Source organism: Vannielia sp. ABF1_015 (assembly GCF_056160745.1).
This window is the reverse complement of the sequence record NZ_JBSWXT010000002.1, coordinates 517,864-539,107: the sequence shown is the minus strand read 5'-3', so window position 1 is coordinate 539,107 and position 21,244 is coordinate 517,864. Positions and strand designations below refer to the sequence as shown.

Sequence of the window (21,244 nt, the reverse complement as noted above, 5' to 3'; positions counted from 1 at the left end):
TTGCTGTGTCGGGGTGTTGTGGCTCGACACGCGCCCGGCAGGCGACCCGGAGCTTGCGGTTTGGGCGGGGTGCCCGAAGAGATTTTGGTGAGTATTTGCAGCAAGAAAATAATCAGGGTGCGGGAGCGACGCTAGGTGTCGCTTCTGGCCTTGTTTTCGCGCGGGCGGGCTGGTTTTCTGGTGGTAACGGAGGCTGCCGCTTGCGCTACAATGCATTGAAAATCCTGAAGGAGGGGCTGACCGGCAACCGTGGGTGGCGGCCGGCGTGGCGCAAGCCGGAGCCGAAGCCTGACTATGATGTGGTTATCATCGGCGGGGGCGGGCACGGGCTGAGCACGGCCTATTACCTTGCCAAGGAGCATGGGCTGCGGAACATCGCCGTGCTGGAGAAGGGCCGTCTTGGCCTTGGCAACGTGGGGCGCAACACCACGATTGTGCGGGCCAACTACTTCTTGCCGGGAAATTCGGAGTTTTACTCGATGAGCCTGAAGCTCTGGGAGGGGCTTTCGGCGGATCTCAATTATAACGTGATGCATTCCCAGCGCGGGCTGATCAACCTGTTCCACTCCGACGGGCAGCGCGATGCCTTTGTGCGGCGTGGCAATGCGATGGTGAACCAGGGCGACGATGCGGTGCTGCTGGACAGGGACGGAGTGCGCCGGATGTTGCCCTATCTTGATTTCGAGCAGGGGCGCTTTCCGATCTACGGTGGTTTGTATCATCCGCGCGGCGGCACGGCGCGGCATGACGCGGTGGCTTGGGGCTATGCGCGGGGGGCAGATAGCCGGGGCGTGGACCTGATCGAGAATTGCGAGGTGACGGGGATCGACGTGGAGGCTGGCCGGGTGCGCGGTGTGCAGACCACGCGGGGCGCGATCCGGGCCAAGAAAGTGGCGATTGTTACGGCGGGGCGCAGCGGACAGGTGGCGGCGTTGGCCGGGCTGCGGCTGCCGATTGAATCCCACGTGTTGCAGGCTTTTGTGACCGAGGGGCTGAAGCCGGTGATCGACCATGTGATCAGCTTCGGCATGGGGCACTTCTATATCAGCCAGTCGGACAAGGGCGGGTTGGTCTTCGGCGGCGATCTCGATTTCTACCCAAGCTACGCCCAGCGGGGGAACCTGCCGATGGCGGAGCATGTGATGGAGGCCGGGATGACGCTGATGCCGATGATCGGCAAGGCGAAGGTGCTGCGCTCTTGGGGCGGGATCATGGATATGACGCCCGATGGCTCGCCGATCATCGACAAGGCCCCGATTGACGGGCTCTATCTGGATTGCGGCTGGTGTTACGGCGGTTTCAAGGCGGTGCCCGGCTCTGGCTTTGCACTGGCCCATCTGATTGCGCAGGAGCGCCCGCTCCCGGATGCGGCGGGCTTTCGACTGGATCGTTTCAGAACAGGTGTTGGATTGAAGGATGAGGAGGGAACAGGTGCGCAGCATAATCTGCATTAGCGCGGTGCTGGCGGCGGGGGTCGCCACGGCGCAGGAGTTTGAGGGCGAGTGCTGGGCGCGGGATTACAGTGCCGAACATCTCGCGAGCCAGCCGGAGCAGACCGTGGAGAAACTGCGGATCACCTTTCGCCCATGGGAGCACGGCGGCAATGTGGCAGAGATCCGCGCCACAATGGCGGACAATTCCTATACCCGCGTCCACGGGACGGCTGGGAAGACCTATTCGAACGTGTTGTTCTGTAGCCCGCATGAGGCGCGCTCGGGCTGGCCGGGTTGGATGGAAGACGGGGTGATGACCTGTCAGGGCGAGTGTGACGGGGGCTTTTTTCAGGTGGTGTCACTGAAGCCGGGCGCGCTCACAATCCGCACCGAGGGGGTGGCGGTGAGCGACGGGATGGGCTGCGGCTCGACCCTTGTGGCCGATGTGACGCCCGGGGACGGCGACCGCTATGTGCTGACCGATTTCAAGCTGGAGAGCGCACCGCCGGGGGTGTGCCAATGATCCGCGCGGGCGTGATTGCGATGCTGGCCGCCGGGCCTGCGATGGCGGGGCCGGATTGCTATCAGCGGTTCTATTCGGATGCGCATTTGGCGGCCAATCCTTCGCAGGGCGTGCAGGGATTGGTGCTGCATTTTCATCCGCTCGATGAGGGCGGGCGGGGCATTCAGCTTTGGGCCGAGCTTTCGCCTGAGGCCGAGGGGCTGGCACCGGGCCAGATCGGCGAGCGGTTTTTCTCCGACATGCGCTGCGAGGCGGGCGGTGGCTTTGGTGCGGGGGCGGACCCGGAGGCGGAGACCTGCTTCAGCACCTGCGACCACGGCTTCGTTCAGATCGTTGAGGAGAGCGATGCGCGGCTGCTGATCCGCAGTTTCGGGTTGGGGCTGCACGCCAATGCGAGCGCCTGTGACGGCGGCACGGTGCTGGCCGACCGGGACGACGCCGGGGGCTGGGCTGTAACGACCTTTCGGCTCGATGGCACGGCGGAAGCGGACTGCGAGGGATGAGGATTGCCTGCCCTCTTTGCGGTGCGCGCGACAGCCGGGAATTTACCCCGGTGGGCGGGGCGGAGCTGCTTGACCGGCCCGATCCAGAGGCGGGGGCGGAGGCATGGGATGACTATCTGCACAACCGGGCGAACATCTGCGGGCCGAGCCGGGAGCTTTGGTATCACGGGGCGGGTTGCGCGAGTTGGTTGGTGGTGGAGCGCGACACGGCGAGCCATGAGGTGCTGGCTGTGAGCCTTGCGCGGGAGGTGGTGCGGTGAGGGCCGGGGGCTGGTGGGTTTCAGCCATCCTACAGCCAGCCGCAGCGGTGGCTGCGCCATGAGACTTCAGGGCCGGGGGCATGCGCTGGACCGGGGGCGGACGCTGCCGTTTTCCTTTGACGGGGAGATGCTGCACGGGCACCCGGGCGATACGCTGGCCTCGGCGCTTTTGGCCAATGACGTGCGGGTTGTGGCGCGCTCGTTCAAGTATCACCGGCCACGCGGGCTTTTCACCGCTGGGCCGGAGGAGCCGAACGGATTGGTGACGGTGAAGGGCCGTTGGGGGCCGGTGCCGAACAGTCGCGCCACCATGGCAGAGCTCTATCCCGGGCTCTGTGCCACCAGCCAGAACCGCTGGCCCTCGCTCGGGTTTGACCTGCTGGGGGCGAATGACCTGCTGCACCCATGGCTCGGGGCGGGCTTTTACTACAAGACCTTCAAGTGGCCACCCAAGGCTTGGCTCAAACTCTATGAGCCGCTGATCCGCCGCGCCGCGGGGATCGGGGCGCTGGAGAGGGCGCATGATGAGACGCCGCATGAAAAGGCCTTTGCCTTTTGCGATCTGCTGGTGGTCGGAGGTGGAGCTGCGGGGCTGATGGCGGCGCTCACCGCGGGGCGGGCGGGCAAGCGGGTGATCCTTTGCGACGAGCAGAGCCAATTTGGCGGGTGCTTGCTGGGTGAACGCGAGGAGGTGGGCGGCCAGCCGGGCCATGTTTGGGCGGCAGGTGTGGTGGCTGAGCTTGAGGAGATGGAGAACGTGCGGGTGATGGCGCGCACCGCCGTGACCGGGGTGTATGACCAAGGCACTTTCGCCGCTGTGGAGCGGGTGGGCGAGCATCTGGCCGAGCCGGGCGAGGGGGTGCCTGCGAGTTGCTTCTGGCGGATCGTGGCGGGCGCGAGTGTGCTGGCCAGCGGCGCGGTGGAGCGGATGATTGCCTTTCCGGGCAACGACCGGCCCGGCGTGATGTCGGGCAGCGGGGTGCGGGCCTATCTGGAGCGCTGGGGCGTTGTAGCCGGGCCGCGCGTGGCCGTTTATGGCAGCGGCGCGGCGGTGGTGCGCACGGCCCGAGACCTTGCAAGCGCGGGCCTGCCGCCGGTGGCGGTGATCGAGGCGGGCGAAGGCGGGGAGGCCCCTGTGGATGCGCCTTATTTCAGCGGTGCGCAGGTGGCGGGCACGACCGGGCGCATGGGGATGACCTCGGTGACGGTGCAGGCGGCGGGCAGGCGGGAGAAGATTGGTGCTGATGTGCTGGCGGTTTGTGGTGGCTGGACCCCGCAGATTCAGCTGGCGACCCATTTGGGAGCCAAGCCGCTGTGGCGGGATGGCATGTTTCTCGCCCCGCCGGGCGCGGTGCCGGGCATGGTGGTGGCCGGCACCGCGGCGGGGCTGGCGGGCACGCATGCTGCCTTGGCCTCGGGCATGGCGGCGGCGCAGGAGGCGCTGGAGCTGAGTGACGGGGGCGCGTTGCCCGAGGCGGAGGATGGGCCGAGGGAGGACGCCCCGCATTTTGTGGAGATCAAGGGCCGCGCCTTTCTGGATATGGCCAATGATGTGACGGTGAAGGACATTCGCCTTGCCGCGCGGGAGGGCTATGCGCGGGCCGAGCACACCAAGCGCTATACCACGCAGGGGATGGCGCCCGATCAGGGGCGGGTTTCGGGCGAGGTGGCGATGGCGGTGCTGGCGGAGGCCACGGGGCGGACGCTGGCGGAGACCGGGCTCACAACGCATCGACCGCCTGCTGCGCCGGTGAGCATTGGCGCGATGGGCGCGGGCGCGCGCGGCCAGGGCTTTGCCCCGGTGCGCCGCACCACCAGCCATGCCGCTGCCGAGGCCACGGGGGCGCCGATGGTGGAGGCGGGGCTGTGGTATCGCGCCAGCTACTTTCCGCACGCGGGTGAAACCACGTGGCGCCAGGCCTGCGACCGGGAGGTGGGCATGGTGCGCCGCGCGGTGGGCGTGTGCGATGTGTCGACGCTTGGCAAGGTTGATGTGCAGGGCCCCGGCGCGGCGGCGCTGCTGGACTTGCTCTACACCGGCAAGATGTCGGGGCTGCGCGAGGGCCGTGTGCGCTACGGGCTGATGCTGCGCGAGGATGGCCATGTGATGGACGATGGCACGGTGGCGCGGCTGGGGGCCGAGCATTACCTTGTGACCACAACCACCGGCGCGGCGCGGCAGGTGATGCGGCACATGGATTTTGCCGCGCAGGTGTTGGCCCCGGAGTTGGATGTGCAGATGATCTCTGTCACCGAGCACTGGGCGCAGTTTGCCGTGGCCGGGCCGCGCGGGCGTGCGGTGCTGGGGGCGGTGGTAAGGGAGGTGCCGGAGCTGCCTTTCATGGGTTGCGCGGTGGTGGATGTGGCAGGCGTGGCCGGGCGGCTCTTTCGGGTCAGTTTTTCGGGCGAGGCGGGTTGGGAGATTGCCGTGCCCGCACGCTACGGCGCGGCGCTTTGGGACGCGCTGGTGGAGGCCGCCGAGGCCGAGGGCGGCGGGGCCTATGGGATGGAGGCGCTGAACGTTCTGCGGATCGAAAAGGGCTTTGTGACCCATGCCGAGATTCACGGGCGGGTGACGGCGGGCGACGTGGGCCTTGGCGGCATGGTGAGCCCGGCGAAGGATTGCATCGGCAAGGTGATGAGCGCGCGGCCCGGGCTGGTGAACGGCCCGGAGCGCGAGCAGTTGGTGGGGCTGAAGCCGGTGGGTGCGGTGAAGGCGCTTTCGGCGGGGGCATCCCTTTTTGAAGAGGGGGCGGAGGCCGTGCGGCAGAACGCGCAGGGCTACACAACCTCGGCTTGCTGGTCGCCCACGCTGGAGAGCGGCTTGGCGCTGGGCTTTTTGCGCAACGGACGGGCGCGGCATGGCGAGCGGATGCAGTGCGTTGATCATATGCGTGACATGCGGGCGATGGTCGAAGTGTGCGAGCCGGTGTTTTTTGACCCCGAAGGCGAGCGGATGCGCGGCGCGGTGGAGCCGGAGGGGCAATGGGCCTCACCCAGCTTGCAAGCGACGCCTGCATGGGAACGCGAGGCGCTTGAAGCGGGCGGGCTGCGGCTTTCGGCGTTGCCGCCGGAGCCGATGCAGGCGGTTTTGCCGCTTGGCGGGGCGCGGGTGAAGATTGCGGGCATGGTGTTTCCGGCACCGGGCGAGAGCACGGCGAAGGGCGCCGCGCGGCTGTGCTGGTGGGGCGCGGGGCAGGCCATGCTGATCGGGGCCGCGGCGGAGCGGGTCGCACAGGCGGCGCTGGTGGATCAGAGCGATGCCTGGGCCGGGTTTGAGCTGACGGGCGAGGCGGCGGCGGAGGTGCTGGCCCGTTTGGTTCCGCTGGATCTTGCCGCGATGGCCGAAGGTGCGACGGCCCGCAGCCTGCTGAACCACATGCCGCTGGCGCTCTTGCGCACTGCCGATGGCTTTCGGCTGTATACGTTCCGCTCCATGGCCGGGACGGCTTGGGATGAGCTTGCCCACGCCCTCAAGAGCCTCGCGGCCCGCCAGCTTTGAGCTGCCCCTATTTGTCGTCGAGGTTGTTTCGCCGGTCGCCGCCGCGCTCAAAGCCAGCGGGAGAGCAGGCGGCGGACCCAGGGGCGCAGGCGAATGACGAGGCTGGGCTCGTGCCGGGCGGGGCGGGGGGGGCTTGGGGCGGTTGCCTTGTCGTCTGTCATCAGGGCCGGGCTGGCGCTGCCCGCTTGCACAAGGTCGGCCAGCCTGGCCGGGTCGATCGGGGGGAGGGGGGACCATGGCTCTGCCGCAAGGTCGGATTGGAGCCGGGCAAGGTCAGGCTCATAGCCGCGCTCGGCGGCCCAGCTCGCGCTTGTTTGGCCGAACTCTTCGAGGAGCGCGGCGCGGGCGTTGGGGGGCAACAGGCTTGCCCGGTCGCGTGGCGCGGGGTTGAGGGCGAAGTAGCCGCGGATGATTTCGCGGCGGGTGTTGCGGCCCGGGGTCAGCAGGTTGACCAGACGGATCAGCTCAGTGCTTTCACGGTCAGGCGACGGATAGCGAGGCAGGCCGGAGGGGGCCGGGATGGTGCCCGGCAGACCGGCCAGCGCGCAGAAGCCCTCCCAGAGCCGCCCTTCGGCCTTTAGCGCATCGAAGTCGGCGAGTTTTGCCCGGCTGCCCGCTGCTGCCTCCCAAGGGGCGAAGAGGGCGGGCCAGTCGGTGAGGCCTGCGCCGTGGTCGACGAGAAACTCCTGCGCCGTGCGCGCACCGCCGCGCCCGCCATCGGTGACCCACTCCTTGTAGAGCGCTTCGGCATAGGCATCGGCCCGCCGCCCAAAGGCCACAAGCTCGACCCGGCCAAAGCCTGCCAGCCGGGCCATCAGCGCCGGGATCGCTTTGTCGCGGCCGGGATCGGTGGGCATCAGCATGTTCTCGCAGGAGATCACCGTCGTTTTGGGCCGGGCGGCGATGACCTCGCGATAGAAGGCACGCCAGAGCGCGTCATCGCCCTGCCGGTGCGCCGCCAGAAGCCCTTGGTGGCCGGGAAAACCGCCGGGGCGCGGGCGGGCGGCATCGGGCTCGGCCAAGCCGGTTTCTGGCAGGAACACGCGAGCCTTTTCCAGCGCCGTGCGGCGACTGAGGAGCGCGTGTTGCAGGAAGGTGGTGCCGGTTTTGTGCAGCCCTAGGTGCAGCACAAGCCGCCCGGGCAGCGGCGGGCAGGCGGCGACCGGCGCGGCGGGGCGGGGGGCGCGGGCCTCCAGCAGGGCAGCGGCCTCGGCAAAGCGGCCCTCGCGCAGCATCCGGTGCAGTTCGAAAAAATCGAGCCGCGTGATCCGCCCGCGCCGGGTGGCCATGCCGATGCGCGAGGTTTCTTGCACCATCGGATCATCGAAGAAGGCGTTGGCAAAGCTGTCCTCTCCCAGCAGCGCTTGCACGCGTGGGCCGAGGGCGGCGGTTTCGGCATCGGGTGGATCGGCCAGCGGGGGCAGGATCTCCATGTCCCAGATCAGCCGGGAGACGCAGTTGAAGAGCTCGCGCTTTTCAAAGCGGGGCGGCAGGCGCTCGGCGGCGACCTCGGCGCGGATCAGCGCCATGCATTTTTCCAGCAGCTGCACCTGAAGGCGCAGTGTTTCGGGGGTGGTGGGCGCAACAGAGATTGACCCGGCGCGCCGCCGCCAGACGCGGGCGGGGGTGCCGGTGTAGGCGATCTTGCGGGCGCGGGTGGTGGTTTGGAGCACGAAGAGGCGGTCTTCAAACCGGGGCTGCTCTTCGTCGAAGATCAGCGTGTGATCTTCGAGAAAGCGCCGGGCGTAGAGCGAGGACCAGGAGGAGACGATAAACTGCGCCTCCTCGGCATCGCGCAACCCGTCTGTGACCCGTGCGGCCATGTGCAGGGCGGCGTCGCGGTGCAGCACGGTGAGCTGCGGGCTGCCCGGGTGGGAGAGATAGCAGGGCGCGTGGGTAATGTCGGCACCGCTGCGCCGGGCCGCGGCGAGCTGGGCGGAGAGGCCATCGGTTACGTAGTAATCATCGGAATCCAGGAAGGCGATATAGTCGCCCCGCGCCGCTGCCATGCCGGTGTTGCGGGCTGCCGAGAGGCCACGGTTGGTGGCATGCCCGATCACCTCGACGCCCTGCATGGCCTCTGCCGCAAGCGCCTCCACCTCGGCCTGCGCAAACCGCTCGGGGTTGTCGTTGACGACGATCACCTGCAGCCCGTCGATCCCTTGTGCCCGGATCGAGCGCAGGGCGGTGCCCAGATAGGCGATTTCGTCGTAGAACGGCAGGATGACGGTGAGCGGCGTGGCCTCGGCCAGCAGGGTCTTGCGGATGTGCGAAGAGAGGGCGCTTGGCCGGGTAGAGGGCCCGGTTGTGCTGGTCATCGAAGATCAGAAGCTGTCGAAGTCGGCAGACCGCCCGTCTTCATCGTCGGTGCCGTCAGTCACGCCGAAAGAGAAGACCAGGCCAAGAAGTGATAGTAGGGCAATCGTTCCGATACCGTAGATCACTGTTCACTGTCCTGCGTTGTGCCCCATCAACGCCTGCAATTTTAGACAAGTTCGACCGTCGGTTCAAGCGCGGCGCTGCAGCAAACGCCGTGAATCGCAAGGTTTTTTGCGTTTTATCCCGTTTTGGCCGCGGTGGCTTTTGCCGGGCGAAGGAGGGCGCGGGTGAAGGTGCCGTCGGGTCGGCCAGCGATTTGTGCGGCGGCGTGGGCCCAGTAATCGGAGATCTGGTCTTCCATCGGGCCGGAGGCGAGGCTGGAGATGGTGTGAGGGGCGTGGGTTTGCACCTCTACGAGGGTGCCACCGCTGCCATGGGGTGAGAGGCGCAGGGTTTCGCCGTCTATCCCCGCGCTATCGAGGCCCTCGAGGCTGAGGGCGGCTGTAATGTGGACGCTCTGGCCGGGGTGTTCGTTGCGGTAGCGGATGAACATGCGTTGCGCCCCGGCGCGGCGGCGCACCTCGATTTGCAGGGTGCTGTCATCGACGGGCACGGCCTCGGTCACTTCGGCCCAACCCTTGTCCCAATGCGGCTGGCCTGGGCGGGCGCGCAGCCGATGGTAAGCCTCCAGCGGGGGCATCGGCAGGGTGAACCGCGTGCGGTGGTGCCGGGTCAGCCAGGGCAGGGGGCGGTGGGCGAGGCCGGATTTGATTAGCACGACATTCAACACCCAGCTGGTGATGGCGAGGACAAGGGGCCAGCTTGGCAGGGCTTCGGGCACCTGAGGGGCGTAGCGGTGAAGGACTGCGCCGATGAAGACGAGCGTTGCCGTCCATTCCGTCAGCATGCGAAGCGGCAAAAGCAGCAGCATCGTCACCGCCCAGAGCGCGGCATAGATCAGCGAAACGATGGCGGTGAAGCTCAGGCAGATGATGCCGGGTTGCAGCCCCGCAATGGGTGCGGAGAACCCCTCGCTCAGAAACCATATGACGGAGAAGGCCACATCGAGTGGTCCGTTCATCACGAGCCCGGTGAGAAAGGCCAGAAGCACGACGTAGAGCAGGCGACCCCGGCTGTGACGCAGCCGGATGAGCCGGGCGGCGAAGCGGGTGCCCAGCCCCGGGGGTCTGGGCGCAAGATCGGCGCTGCCCGTCTGTGCTGTGCCGGTTTGCGCAGCGAAAGGGGGGTAGGCTGAGTCGCTCACACGGTTAGTCGCTCACCGCCTGACGCACTGCCTGCAAGGTCAGGTGATCTTCGGGCAGTTTGGCGAGGTCTCTCATCTGGCGCGGGGCCTTTGGTTTGGGCAGCATCGCTCTTGCCTCTGCCGGGGCCAGATTGGCAGCTGCCTTGGCCTTTGGCAGGCCTGCTGCGGCCTCGGCGCTACGGTCGGCAGGTTCGGGCGGGTTGACCTTGAGGAAGTGCGCCTGAAGGTGGCGCAGCTCGCCGGCCAGCACATCATCGAACCACCGCTCGATCACTTCGCCGGCCATCATCCCCTCGCGGGTTTCGTGCAGCTCGATATGGGTGGTGTCCGGATCCATCTCGGTGACCTTTATCGTGAGGATGCCCGAGGACATGATACCCATCGCGTCTTCGCCCTCGATGTGGATGCGCGCGGTGCCGGAGCTGTCTTGCTCCAGCAGGGTCAGCGTGACCTCCTCGGCCAGCTCACCACAGGCCATGAGCGCGCAGTAGAAGGTGTTGTGGCCCGGATCGTTCGGGTCCGCCTCGATGTCGATCAGCCGCTCGGAAACCAGGCTGTCGCCCGCGCCGGGCACAACGGCGGCCCAAAGCTCGGCCCCGTCGCCGCGCACGTGCCCGGCGGCGGAGGAGACGAAGGAGAGTTGCAGCGGCAATTTGGAGGCCCATGCCTCATGCAGCACCATGACCAGCGCGGCAGAGATGGCGATTGCCAGCGGCAGGCCGACGAGCCCGTCAAACCGGGTGAGCGCGCCAAGCCCGCCCCCGAGCAGCACGCCGGTGCCGATACATTCCAGCCAGCCGCGTTTTGACGGGGCCCAGGCCAGCACGGCGGCAGCCACGCCAGCCATGACGAAGGGGGCGAAGATGAAAGAGATGGCCTTGGTGTACCAGACCAGCCCGGGCAGCAGCCCGATCATCAGCAGGCCGAGGGACATGGTGATGGAGAAAAAGGCGATCCGGCGGCGCTGGGCCGAGAGGACAGGGAGCATTGGTATAACCCGCACGAATGTTGTTTTGCATGAAGATGCGGGCAGATTGCGGCAGGGGCTGGGCGAGAGCTGTCGGATTTGGTGGTATATTGGTACGGCGTGCGGGGACAATCGCGCGGGGCATTGCGGATTGTTGTGCTTGCTTGGCGGGCAGGGGCCTGTTTGTGGCCCGTTTTCCGCGGGGCCCGGGAAGATGATGACGCGGGTTTGAGCCGCCGTGTTTGACCCCTTTTGATGGTTGCGCATGGCAAGTGTTTTTGGCTCAAATCCGGTGCGATCGGCGCTTGTGCCCCCTGCGCCGGGCAGGCAGGATAGCCGGGCTGGAACGGTTGTGCTTGAAAAGCGGGTATGAGGCCCCAATTGATGGTGCAGACCGGAGGGGGCCGTGGCTGCCGCTGAATGCCCGTGAAACGGGCTGGGGCCGGTGCCTCCTTGCCAATAACAAGGACATGACATGCACGAGCAATTGAGCCAATCCTACCCAGTGCTGCCGCTGCGCGACATCGTGGTGTTTCCGCACATGATCGTCCCGCTCTTCGTGGGCCGCGAAAAGTCTGTGCGGGCGCTGGAAGAGGTGATGGGGGATGACAAGCAGATCCTGCTGGCCTCCCAGATCGACCCCAGCGTGGACGAACCCACCACCGATGGCATCTACAAGGCCGGGGTGCTGGCGAACGTTCTGCAACTGCTGAAGTTGCCCGACGGCACCGTGAAGGTGCTTGTCGAGGGCCGCAAGCGGGTGCGGATCGAGAAATACCTTGAGAACGATGAATATTTTGAGGCCTCCGCCGCGCTGCTCACCGAGATGCCGGGCAACGAAGATACCGTGCTGGCGCTGACCGGCTCGGTGGCCGACGAGTTCGAGCGCTATGCGAAGGTGAAGAAGAACATCCCCGAGGAGGCGCTTGCCGCCGTGGCCGAGGCTGAGGCCGCCGACAAGCTGGCCGACCTCGTGAGCGGCCATCTGGGCGTTGAAGTCCACCAGAAGCAGGAGCTGCTGGAAACCCTCGACGTGGGCGAGCGGCTGGAGAAGGTCTATGGCCTGATGCAGGGCGAAATGAGCGTTCTGCAGGTCGAGAAAAAGATCAAGACCCGGGTGAAAAGCCAGATGGAGCGCACCCAGCGCGAATACTATCTGAATGAGCAGATGAAGGCCATTCAGAAGGAGCTGGGCGACGGCGAAGAGGGCCAGAACGAGGTGGCCGAGCTGGAGGCTAAGGTCGCTGAGACCAAGCTTTCCAAGGAAGCCCGCGAGAAGGCCGACGCCGAGATCAAAAAGCTCAAGAACATGAGCCCGATGAGTGCCGAGGCGACGGTGGTGCGCAACTACCTCGACTGGATGCTGGCCATCCCGTGGGGCGTGAAATCTCGCGTGAAGAAAGACCTCGCCCGGGCCGAGAAGATCCTCGATCAGGATCACTACGGGCTGGAGAAGGTAAAGGAGCGGATCGTCGAGTATCTGGCGGTGCAGCAGCGCTCCAAGAAGCTTAAGGGGCCGATCCTGTGCCTCGTCGGCCCTCCCGGCGTGGGCAAGACCTCGCTCGGCAAGAGCGTGGCCAAGGCGACGGGGCGTGAGTTTATCCGCATCAGCCTCGGCGGCGTGCGCGATGAGTCCGAGATCCGGGGCCACCGGCGGACCTACATCGGCTCGATGCCGGGCAAGATCATTCAGGCGCTGAAGAAGGCCAAGACCACCAACCCACTGATCCTGCTCGATGAAATTGACAAGATGGGGCAGGACTTCCGGGGTGATCCGGCCAGCGCCATGCTTGAAGTGCTCGACCCGGAGCAGAATGGCACCTTCGTGGACCATTATCTTGAGGTGGAATATGACCTCAGCAACGTGATGTTCCTGACCACGGCTAACAGCTACAACATGCCGGGGCCGCTGCTCGACCGGATGGAGATCATCCCGCTGGCGGGATACACCGAGGACGAGAAGCGCGAGATCGCCAAGCAGCACCTGATCGAGAAGCAGAAGAAGAACCACGGGCTGAAAAAGGCCGAGTTCTCGCTGTCCGACGAGGCGCTGACGGAGATCATCCGCCGCTACACCCGCGAGGCGGGCGTGCGGAACCTTGAGCGCGAGTTGGCCAAGCTGGCACGGAAAGCCGTAACCCGGATCGTCCGCAAGAAGGACGATGTGGTGGATGTGGACGTGGATCAGCTGGAGGATTTCCTCGGCGTGAAGCGGCATCGCTACGGGCTGGCGGAGATGGAGGACCAGATCGGCGTTGTGACCGGGCTGGCCTATACCTCCGTGGGCGGCGATCTGCTTTCTATCGAGGCGCTCAAGCTGCCCGGCAAGGGCCGGATGAAGACAACCGGCAAGCTGGGTGACGTGATGAAGGAGTCCATTGAGGCGGCCTCCAGCTACGTGCGCTCGATCAGCCCCCAGATCGGGGTGAAGCCGCCGCGCTTTGAGAAGTGGGACATCCACGTGCACGTGCCGGATGGGGCGACCCCGAAGGACGGGCCGAGTGCGGGCCTTGCCATGGTGACGGCCATCGTTTCGGTGCTCACGCAAATTCCGGTGCGGCGCGATATTGCCATGACCGGCGAGGTCACCCTGCGCGGCAACGCCACCGCCATCGGCGGGTTGAAGGAGAAGCTCCTTGCAGCGCTGCGGGGCGGCATCAAGACGGTGCTGATCCCCGAGGAGAACGAAAAAGATCTGCGCGACATCCCCGACAACGTGAAGGAGGGGCTGGAGATCATCCCCGTCAGCCATGTGCGCGATGTGCTGAAGCACGCGCTTGTGGCTGAGCCGGAAGCGATTGAGTGGGACGAGGCCGCCGAAGAGGCTGCCGCCGCAGCTGCTGCCAGCTCCAAGGGTGGCGAAAGCGGGAGTGCCGTGGCGCACTGATCGCCGCAAGGCATTGAGAAAAGAGGGGCGTGCCCGGCCTGGGCGCGCCCTTTTTTTTATGGGCCGGGCAGGCGGGCAGGGTGCAGCCAATATTGCCGTTGTCCTTCTTTGGTCGCCCTTGCAAGTCGCCGCCCCCCATGCAGCATGGGCGGGCAGAGGAGGACTGGCCCGTATGAAAGCAATGAATTCCATCGACGAGGTGCAGACGGCGCTGGGCGAAGAGGGCTACGTGTGCGGGCGGGCGCTGGCGACGGTGGTGTTCTTGAGCCTGAAGCTGGGGCGGCCGCTGTTCCTTGAAGGCGAGGCGGGCGTGGGCAAGACCGAGATTGCCAAGGCGATTGCCGCCGCGCTGGGCCGCAGGCTAATCCGGTTGCAGTGTTACGAAGGGTTGGATGCTTCCAGCGCGGTTTATGAATGGAACTTTGCCGAGCAGATGATTGCCATTCGCACCGCCGAGGCGAGCGGCGGGGCGGACCGGGATGCGCTGAAGAGCGAACTCTTCACCGAAGAGTACCTCATTGCGCGGCCGCTGCTGGAGGCGATGCGCCCGCAGCCCGGTGGGGCGCCGGTGCTGCTGATCGACGAGCTGGACCGCACGGATGAGCCGTTTGAGGCCTTTCTGCTGGAAGCGCTGAGCGATTTTCAGGTGACGATCCCAGAGCTTGGCACCATCGCCGCGCCTGAGCCGCCCATCGTGATCCTCACCTCCAACCGCACGCGGGAGGTGCATGACGCGTTGAAGCGGCGGTGCCTCTATCATTGGGTCGATTACCCGAATTTTGACCGGGAGCTGGAAATCCTCCATGCCCGCGCGCCGGAGGCCGCCGAAGCGCTGAGCCGCGAGATCGTGGCCTTCGTGCAGAAGCTGCGGACCGAAGACCTGTTCAAGAAGCCGGGTGTGGCCGAAACCATCGACTGGGCCAAGTGCCTGCTCGCGCTCGACGTACTGACCATCAGCCCGGAGACCATTGCCGACACCATCGGGGCGATCCTTAAGTATCAGGACGACATCGCCAAGTTGCAGAGCGGCGAGGCTTCGCGGCTTCTGGAGGAAGTGCGGGCCGAGCTTGCACCGGCCTGATCTATATGAAACTTCTCTGTCACAAGCGCCGTGTATCTGGCGTGCAAGTGATTGAAACAGGAGTGATATAATGGGGATTGAAGGTAAGGCCGTTGGCGGTGCCGTGGATATGTTTGCCAACTTCATGCAGAGCCAGGTGAACCGGGCTGTCATGCATCAGGCGCGGCAGCAGTATCACGAGTATCATCGGGAGCGGGTGATCAACACGCTCATGAATCCGCCCACCGAGACCGACGATCAATGCCTCGTGCCCGGCGCAATCACCGGCGTGCTTCTGGTGATCGGGGTGGAAGAGCCGCGCACCATCGACCTTGGGCTGGAGCCGCGCTGGCGGCGCTTTCTGGCGATTGGCGTGGCGGGCTATGGGAATGACCCGGTGCGGGTGAAAGAGGCCTATTTGCGCCAGCCCCGGATCGAGGCTATCCCTGAAAACAACCGCTCGCTGATGCGGGTGAACTATTACGTCTGGATGAACGTCACGCAGGCGATGACCTGGTAGGCGATGGCTGAACTCCCCGACCTTCAGATCCCCGAGCATCCCAGGCTGGTTGAGAACATCACCTGGTTTGCGCGGGCGCTTCGGAAGGCGGGGCTGCCAATTGGCCCGGGCCGCGTGATTGACGCGGTGCGGGCCGTGGAGGCGGCGGGATTTACGAGCCGTGCCGACTTTTTCCACGCGCTGCAGGCCTGTTTCGTCAATCGGCCCGAGCAACGCGCTGTTTTCGCACAGATCTTTCGGCTCTATTGGCGCGATCCGCGCTACATGGAGCATATGATGAGCCTGATGCTGCCATCGGTGCGGGGCGTGCAGGAGGAGAAGGCGGCGGAGGCAGCGGAGAAGCGGGCCGCTGAGGCGCTGCTGGACGGGGTGGAGCAAGAGGCTCCTGAGGTGCCGGAAGCCGAAGGCGAGGAGATCGAGATTGACGCTTCTGCCACGGCGAGCGGTGAGGAGCGGCTGAAGACCCTCGACTTCGAGCAGATGAGCACGGCGGAGGTGGCCGAGGCCAAGCGCATTATCGCCCGGATCGAGCTGCCCGTGCGCCCCTTGGTCAGCCGCCGCACGAAGGCCGATGCGCGGGGCCGGGTGGCTGACTGGCGCGCGACGATGCGGGTGGCCCTTCGGCGGGGCGGCGAGATCCATCAGTTTGCGACCAAGGAGCGGGTGCAGCGCTGGCCCGATCTGGTGGCGCTTTGCGATATTTCCGGCTCGATGAGCCAATACAGCCGCATCGTGCTGCATTTTCTCCATGCTGCCGCCAATGCCAAGGGCGCCGGATGGGCGCGGGTGCATGGCTTCACCTTTGGCACACGGCTCACCAACATCACCCGCCACCTTGCGACCCGCGATGTAGACGCCGCGCTGGCCGCCGCCGGTGCCGAGGCGCAGGATTGGGAGGGGGGCACGCGGATTGGTGACTGTCTGCATGCTTTCAATCGCGATTGGTCGCGGCGGGTGCTGTCTCGTGGGGCGGTGGTGCTGCTGATCACCGACGGGCTGGACCGGGGCGCACCGGACCGGCTGGCACGCGAGGTGGAGCGGCTTGGGCTTTCGGCCCGGCGGCTGATCTGGGTGAACCCGTTGCTGCGCTGGGATGGTTTTGCCCCCAAGGCGGCGGGGATTGCGGCGATGCTGCCTCATGTCTCCAGCTTTCGCGCCGGGCATAACATCGCCTCGCTTGAGGCGCTCGCGCAGGCGCTTTCGCGCGAAGACGGCGGCGGCGAAAAAGCGCGACTCATGCAGATGCTCCACGCGGCCTGAGCGGAACCCGATGGTGTAGGGCCGCGTTGTAGGCCCAAGAAATACACATTGGAGGAGCAGCAGTCATGTCTGCGAAGATCCGAAACACGACGGCCCTTGTGGCCGCATTTTCCCTTGCACTTCCGGCAGTTGCCCCGGCCCAGCAGGTTGTTGACCGCTGCGAGGCTGGCACTATCGGCATCAGCGCCGATGCGGCCGATGAGCTTCAGCTTACGTTAAGCGACGAACAAAAGGCGGCGCTGGATGGCGAGGCCACGGCGGATGCGCTGGTTGTCAGCACCTTCGGCGGCGAACGCGCACTTTGCATGACGATGGCGGAGTTGCAGGAGATGGGCGTCAGCGAGGCGGATGCAGTGACCGCCATGGAGGCCGAGCCGAGCGAAGCCGAAGCGACGGGCGAAGCGACGGCGGAGGCCGAAGCCGAGGAGCCCGGCCTGCTTGAGGGCGCTCTGAAGGCTGTGACCGGCAATGGAGATGAGACGGCTGAGGCGGAACCTGCGCCTGAGCCTGAGGCGACCGCAGGGGCTGAGGCTGAGGCGGAGCCGGAGGCTGCCGCAGAGGCTGAGGCTGAAGAGCCGGGTCTGCTGGAGGGCGCGCTGGATGCCGTGACGGGTGGCGGAGAAGACGCTGCGGAGGCCGAGGTTGAGGCTGCGCCCGAAGTGGCCGTGGAGGCTGAGGCCGTCGCGCCGGAAGCGGAAGGCGAAGCCACTGCCGAAGCAGAGGTTGAAGCTGAAGGCGGCGAGGGCGACCTTGCCGAGGCTCTGGGTGAGTTGACGGGTGGCGATGAGGCGGCTGAAGCGGAATCCGATGTCGCCGCAGGCGCCGAAGCCACGGCTGAGGAAGACATTGCCACCGATGCTGAGGCCGAGCCCGAAGCCAAGATGACGGTTGAGGCGGAAGCCGAGGCGGAGGCCGATGCTGCAGCCAACCCCGCGATTACCGGCGTTCTGGAAGAGGCCGCCAAGCGGATTGAAGCGCAATCGGCAGAAGAAGCTGACCCGAAAGCACAGGCCGCTGCCGCAGAGACGGAAGCCCCGAAGGCCTCTGCCGCGTCGGAGAGCGATGCGGAAGTGGCCGAGGTTGAAGAGACCACGGTGACGGAAGAGACCGCCCGGTCGAGCTCGGAGGAGTTTCTCGACAAGGTAACAGGTGCCGCGAGCGGCAATGGCGACGCTGGCAATGATGACGGTGGCCTGAGCGACCTTGAGAAGGCGCTTGTGGTTGGCCTTGGTGCCGTGGTCGTTGGCGAAGCTCTGAAGGGCAACGACAAGGCTCAGGTTGTCACCAAATCCGACGACCGTGTGGTTGTGCTGGAAGATGGCCGCTACCGGGTGATCCGTGACGACAATGAGCTGATCGAACGCCCCGGCTCGACCGTGCGCCGTGAGACCTTTGAAGATGGCTCCACCCGCACCATCGTGACCCGCGAGAGCGGTGTGCAGATTATCACCATCCGCGACGCCGAGTTGCGCGTGCTGCGCCGCGTCCGGGTGGATGCAGAGGGCAACCAGACGGTGCTGATTGACGACACTGCCAGTGTTGACCCGGTGGATGTGGCCGCGCTGCCTGATCCGGTGGAATATGAGGAGGTGGATGCCAACTCGGACGCCGATGCACTCCGCGCTGCGCTGTCGACCAAGAGCGTGGCCGACCGCCGCTTTGCGCTCTACCAGGTGCGTAACATTGAGCGGGTGCGCAAGCTGGCGCCGGCGGTTGATCTGGACGCGATCAACTTCCGCACCGGATCGGCTGTGATTGATCCGCAGGAAGCCGAAGAGCTTAGCGAGCTGGGCAACCTTATTGCTGCCTATGTGGAGGAAAATCCCGGTGAGGTGTTCCTTGTGGAAGGTCACACCGACGCGGTTGGCAATGCGGCCTACAATCTGGCCCTGTCGGACCGTCGTGCGGAGAGTGTGGCCTTGGCGCTGACCGAGTACTTTGACGTGCCGCCCGAAAACCTTGTGGTGCAGGGCTACGGCGAAGGCGACCTCAAGATCCGCACGCTGGAGGGGGAGCGCGCCAACCGTCGTGCCGCCGTGCGCCGGATCACCCCGCTGATCGCCAGCGGATCGTAATACCAGAACCCTTTGGTTAACGAGTAGAGAGGCGGGCCTTTGCGGGCCCGTCTCTTTTTATGCGCGCTAGAGTGGTGCGGTCTTTGCTGGCACGGCGAGGGCGCGCGCGCTATGCGGGGGCATGTTCGAGACCCTGACATTGGAGCCCCTGCGGCTGCCCGAGGATGCCCCGGTGCAGCGCAGGCCGCTGCTTCGCCCCGCCGCGCAGCCTGCGAATTTCGCCGAGCGCTACGATTTTTCAACGCTGGCCTATAGCGCAACCTTTTTGCCAGAGCGCGGGCGGATCGTGCTTGTTTGCCCGAAGCTGCTGAACCTTGCGGGGATAATGCGCGGGGCGACGTTTCGCTCGGAGTTGGGCGTGCATCCGGTGACCGCGCTGCGCAGATATCGCCGCCATGACGAACTGTGGGTTCGCGCGCGGGCGTGCCCTTCGCGGCTTTCGGTGTTGCTTGGCGGCGAGGAGCTTTCGATCTCGGTGGCAATGCCTGACGAGGCGTTTGCCGGAAAGGTGGTGCTGTCTACGCTGTCGAGGAACAACCCGCTGCCATGGGTGCGAGATTGGGCGGCGCATTATGTTGCGTCTGCCGGGGTGGAGCATGTGCTGTTTTTCGATAATGGCAGTACGGAGTATGGGCTGGACGACATTCGGACCTGTCTTGCAAGCGTTGAGGGCCTGAGCGGGGCGACGGTGGTGGGCGTCGATGTGCCCTATGGGCCGATGGCCGCGAAGCCGCCGCGAGGTATAGCGCTGTTCTTGCAGCTCGGGATCATCAACACCATCCGGCACCGGTATTTTCCCCACGCGCGTGGCATCATCTGGTGCGATGTGGACGAAATGCTTGTGGCCGCCGATGGCGCAGGGACGCTGGTTGAGCAGGCGGAGCGTTCGTGGCTGGGGTATGCTACAGCGCGGTGCCATTGGCGCTATGCTGTGGACGCGGCTGGCGAGCTGCCGATGCATGGGGATCATATCTGGCGGCGCGATCCGGAGACCTACAGCAAGGAGAAGTGGTGCATCACCCGAGGCAGTCCGCTTGCGCGGTTTGGCTGGGATGTGCATGGCGTGGCCGGCTATCTCTTTAACCGCGTTGCGATGTCGGCGTCGCATCGCTTTATGCATTGCGCCCAGATCAGCACCGGCTGGAAGGGCCAGCGGATTGCCGATGCCGAGAGCCTCGTGAAGGACATCGAGACAGAGGCGCTCTGGCGGCGGGTCGGGTTGGCTACCTCAGTCGGAGGTGGGGCTTAGGGAAAGCGCCTCGGCACTGGGTTGCAGGGGCGGGCCGGGGGGCGGCAGGCGCTTGCGGCTGCGTTCGGTGGCCCATGAGATGCCGATGGAGGCGAGGATGCAGGCGGTGAAGAGGTAGAGTCCCCATGCCACCTCCACCCGGCCCACGCCAATGCCCTTGGCCACGACGATGTAGAGCGCGATCAGGAAGATATCGGCCATGGCCAGCTTGCCGAGCAGGTGCAGCGCGGGCAGCACCTTGCGGCGCATCAGCCCGAAGTGCAGCAGCGCGAGGCCGATGGTTTTGAGGTAGGGGGCGAAGAGGGCGAAGGCTGTGACCAGCAGAGCAAGGAACACGTCCTTGCCCCAGAGCTCCTGAAGGCCGGAAATGACGGAGATTTCGGACAGCCCGAACAGCGGCAGCAGCCCCGCGCGCAGGAGCGGTGCGAACCATGCCAGCGGGAAGAGCAGGAGGAGCGATAGGTTGGCGAGCTTGAGGGCGAGCTGCAAGGGGCCTGCCTTTGGCGGTTGCGGTCTAGTCTTCAGATAGGGGTTGGCAGGAGGCTTGTGAACCCGCTGGTGCTATTCGGCGGGTTTGGCCTTTGCGCTTTGTGGCTTGGTGGCCATGGGCACAACCTTGCGCTCATCGGGGTGAGCGGGCGGCAGGGCCTCTTCTTCGACGTCGAAGCCAAGCTCGGGCAGAAGCTCCAGCAGATCTTGCTCCAGCTGGGCAAGCTGGGTGGCCTGAATGCTCTCTTCGACGTTGATTTGCTGGCTCCAGCGCTTGATCTCGTCGGTGGTCTTCTGCGCCAGTTTCAGCCTGTCGGAGAAGGCATCTATCTCTTCCTGTCGCTGACGCAGGAAGGTGGTTGCGCGGGTCATCTTCTCGTCGGAGTAGACGGCGGCGAGATCACGGGAAACCTCGCTCATCTGGGCGGCGACTTCGAGCACGCCCGGCTCCAGCCCGCGCAGGTCGGGGTGGTTGCGCATGAAGGCCATACGCTCGCGCACGGCGTCGAACTCGGAGGACATGGAAAAGGCGCCTTCCCGGTCTGCGGCGTGGCAGGTGGCATAGGCGCGGGCGATGTCATCCATCGAGAGGTGAAAGTCGCGGTGGCTCTTTTGCAGCGCCAGAATGTGCCGGTTGGCCGGCAGGAAGGCGCAGAGGGCGAGGGCAAAGAGGGTAAGGCCGGATTGGATCCAGATGCCTGCGTTGTCATAGGTGGTTTCGCCGAAGGTCAGCGAGGCTTCCAGCCAGGGCAGCACCTTGAAGGCCGCAAGCAGGGTTGCGCCGATGAGGCCTATGGCGATGGCACCGAAGGCGGTAAGAGACAGCGCCCTCAGCGCCTGAAAAAGACGGTCTGCGGGCGTCTCGTTTGTGGCAGTCATCGTATCCCCCATCAGCTTTGTGGCTCAAACAGTTGAGCCGCAACAAAAATCCCA

16 protein-coding genes are annotated in these 21,244 nt (G+C 65.7%); 11 read left to right on the top strand and 5 right to left on the bottom strand.

The genetic code is table 11. From position 1 onward, the window contains the following. Positions 1-200: 200 nt before the first annotated feature. The 5 genes from ACXAG6_RS15120 to ACXAG6_RS15100 are packed head-to-tail and all read left to right on the top strand — an operon-like array spanning position 201 to position 6,221. Entirely contained in the window at positions 201-1,454 is a 1,254-nt protein-coding gene (locus ACXAG6_RS15120) for a sarcosine oxidase subunit beta family protein (protein WP_475338591.1), read from the top strand. Then, complete coding sequence (locus ACXAG6_RS15115; RefSeq protein ID WP_475338590.1) at positions 1,432-1,956, top strand: hypothetical protein; 525 nt, start codon at positions 1,432-1,434, stop codon at positions 1,954-1,956. The genes ACXAG6_RS15120 and ACXAG6_RS15115 overlap by 23 nt, the downstream gene beginning before the upstream one ends. Continuing rightward, positions 1,953-2,459: a hypothetical protein gene (locus ACXAG6_RS15110; protein ID WP_475338589.1), complete on the top strand. Its 507-nt coding sequence runs from the start codon at positions 1,953-1,955 to the stop codon at positions 2,457-2,459. The genes ACXAG6_RS15115 and ACXAG6_RS15110 overlap by 4 nt, the downstream gene beginning before the upstream one ends. Continuing rightward, positions 2,456-2,719, top strand: coding sequence for a sarcosine oxidase subunit delta (locus ACXAG6_RS15105; protein ID WP_475338588.1), 264 nt, complete (start codon positions 2,456-2,458; stop codon positions 2,717-2,719). Before ACXAG6_RS15110 ends, ACXAG6_RS15105 begins: the two co-directional genes overlap by 4 nt. Before the next feature lie 58 nt (positions 2,720-2,777). Beyond that, positions 2,778-6,221 carry a 2Fe-2S iron-sulfur cluster-binding protein gene (locus tag ACXAG6_RS15100; RefSeq protein ID WP_475338587.1) on the top strand — a complete coding sequence of 1,148 codons (3,444 nt, stop codon included), beginning with the start codon at positions 2,778-2,780 and terminating at the stop codon, positions 6,219-6,221. Between the two features lie 47 nt (positions 6,222-6,268). On the opposite strand, the gene ACXAG6_RS15095 is transcribed toward ACXAG6_RS15100, so the two are convergent. From ACXAG6_RS15095 to ACXAG6_RS15085, 3 genes are all read right to left on the bottom strand, one after another. Further along, positions 6,269-8,539 carry a glycosyltransferase family 2 protein gene (locus ACXAG6_RS15095; protein WP_475338586.1) on the bottom strand — a complete coding sequence of 757 codons (2,271 nt, stop codon included), beginning with the start codon at positions 8,537-8,539 and terminating at the stop codon, positions 6,269-6,271. A gap of 239 nt (positions 8,540-8,778) precedes the next feature. Continuing rightward, complete coding sequence (locus ACXAG6_RS15090) at positions 8,779-9,804, bottom strand: hypothetical protein (RefSeq protein ID WP_475338585.1); 1,026 nt, start codon at positions 9,802-9,804, stop codon at positions 8,779-8,781. 4 nt (positions 9,805-9,808) lie between these two features. Further along, positions 9,809-10,792 carry a hypothetical protein gene (locus tag ACXAG6_RS15085; protein WP_475338584.1) on the bottom strand — a complete coding sequence of 328 codons (984 nt, stop codon included), beginning with the start codon at positions 10,790-10,792 and terminating at the stop codon, positions 9,809-9,811. Between the two features lie 454 nt (positions 10,793-11,246). Here ACXAG6_RS15085 and lon point away from each other — a divergent pair, with 454 nt between their 5' ends. The 6 genes from lon to ACXAG6_RS15055 all read left to right on the top strand — a co-directional run bounded on the left by lon (position 11,247) and on the right by ACXAG6_RS15055 (position 19,822). Beyond that, positions 11,247-13,658, top strand: a complete 2,412-nt coding sequence (gene lon / locus ACXAG6_RS15080; protein ID WP_475338582.1) for an endopeptidase La — start codon at positions 11,247-11,249, stop codon at positions 13,656-13,658. A 172-nt stretch (positions 13,659-13,830) separates the two neighbouring features. Then, positions 13,831-14,739: an AAA family ATPase gene (locus tag ACXAG6_RS15075; RefSeq protein ID WP_475338581.1), complete on the top strand. Its 909-nt coding sequence runs from the start codon at positions 13,831-13,833 to the stop codon at positions 14,737-14,739. A gap of 70 nt (positions 14,740-14,809) precedes the next feature. Then, the gene (locus ACXAG6_RS15070) at positions 14,810-15,238 is read left to right on the top strand and encodes a hypothetical protein (RefSeq protein WP_475338580.1); all 429 of its coding nucleotides are present in this window, start codon (positions 14,810-14,812) and stop codon (positions 15,236-15,238) included. 3 nt (positions 15,239-15,241) lie between these two features. Next, positions 15,242-16,498, top strand: coding sequence for a vWA domain-containing protein (locus ACXAG6_RS15065; protein ID WP_475338578.1), 1,257 nt, complete (start codon positions 15,242-15,244; stop codon positions 16,496-16,498). Positions 16,499-16,563: 65 nt separating this feature from the next. Next, positions 16,564-18,573, top strand: a complete 2,010-nt coding sequence (locus ACXAG6_RS15060; RefSeq protein WP_475338577.1) for an OmpA family protein — start codon at positions 16,564-16,566, stop codon at positions 18,571-18,573. A 121-nt stretch (positions 18,574-18,694) separates the two neighbouring features. Beyond that, entirely contained in the window at positions 18,695-19,822 is a 1,128-nt protein-coding gene (locus ACXAG6_RS15055) for a glycosyltransferase family protein (RefSeq protein ID WP_475338576.1), read from the top strand. Here the strand turns inward: ACXAG6_RS15055 and ACXAG6_RS15050 are convergent. Both ACXAG6_RS15050 and ACXAG6_RS15045 read right to left on the bottom strand, forming a co-directional pair. Next, positions 19,802-20,311, bottom strand: coding sequence for a paraquat-inducible protein A (locus tag ACXAG6_RS15050; protein WP_475338575.1), 510 nt, complete (start codon positions 20,309-20,311; stop codon positions 19,802-19,804). The genes ACXAG6_RS15055 and ACXAG6_RS15050 overlap by 21 nt on opposite strands. Positions 20,312-20,383: 72 nt before the next feature. Further along, entirely contained in the window at positions 20,384-21,190 is an 807-nt protein-coding gene (locus tag ACXAG6_RS15045) for a DNA repair protein (protein ID WP_475338573.1), read from the bottom strand. Between the last annotated feature and the right edge of the window lie 54 nt (positions 21,191-21,244).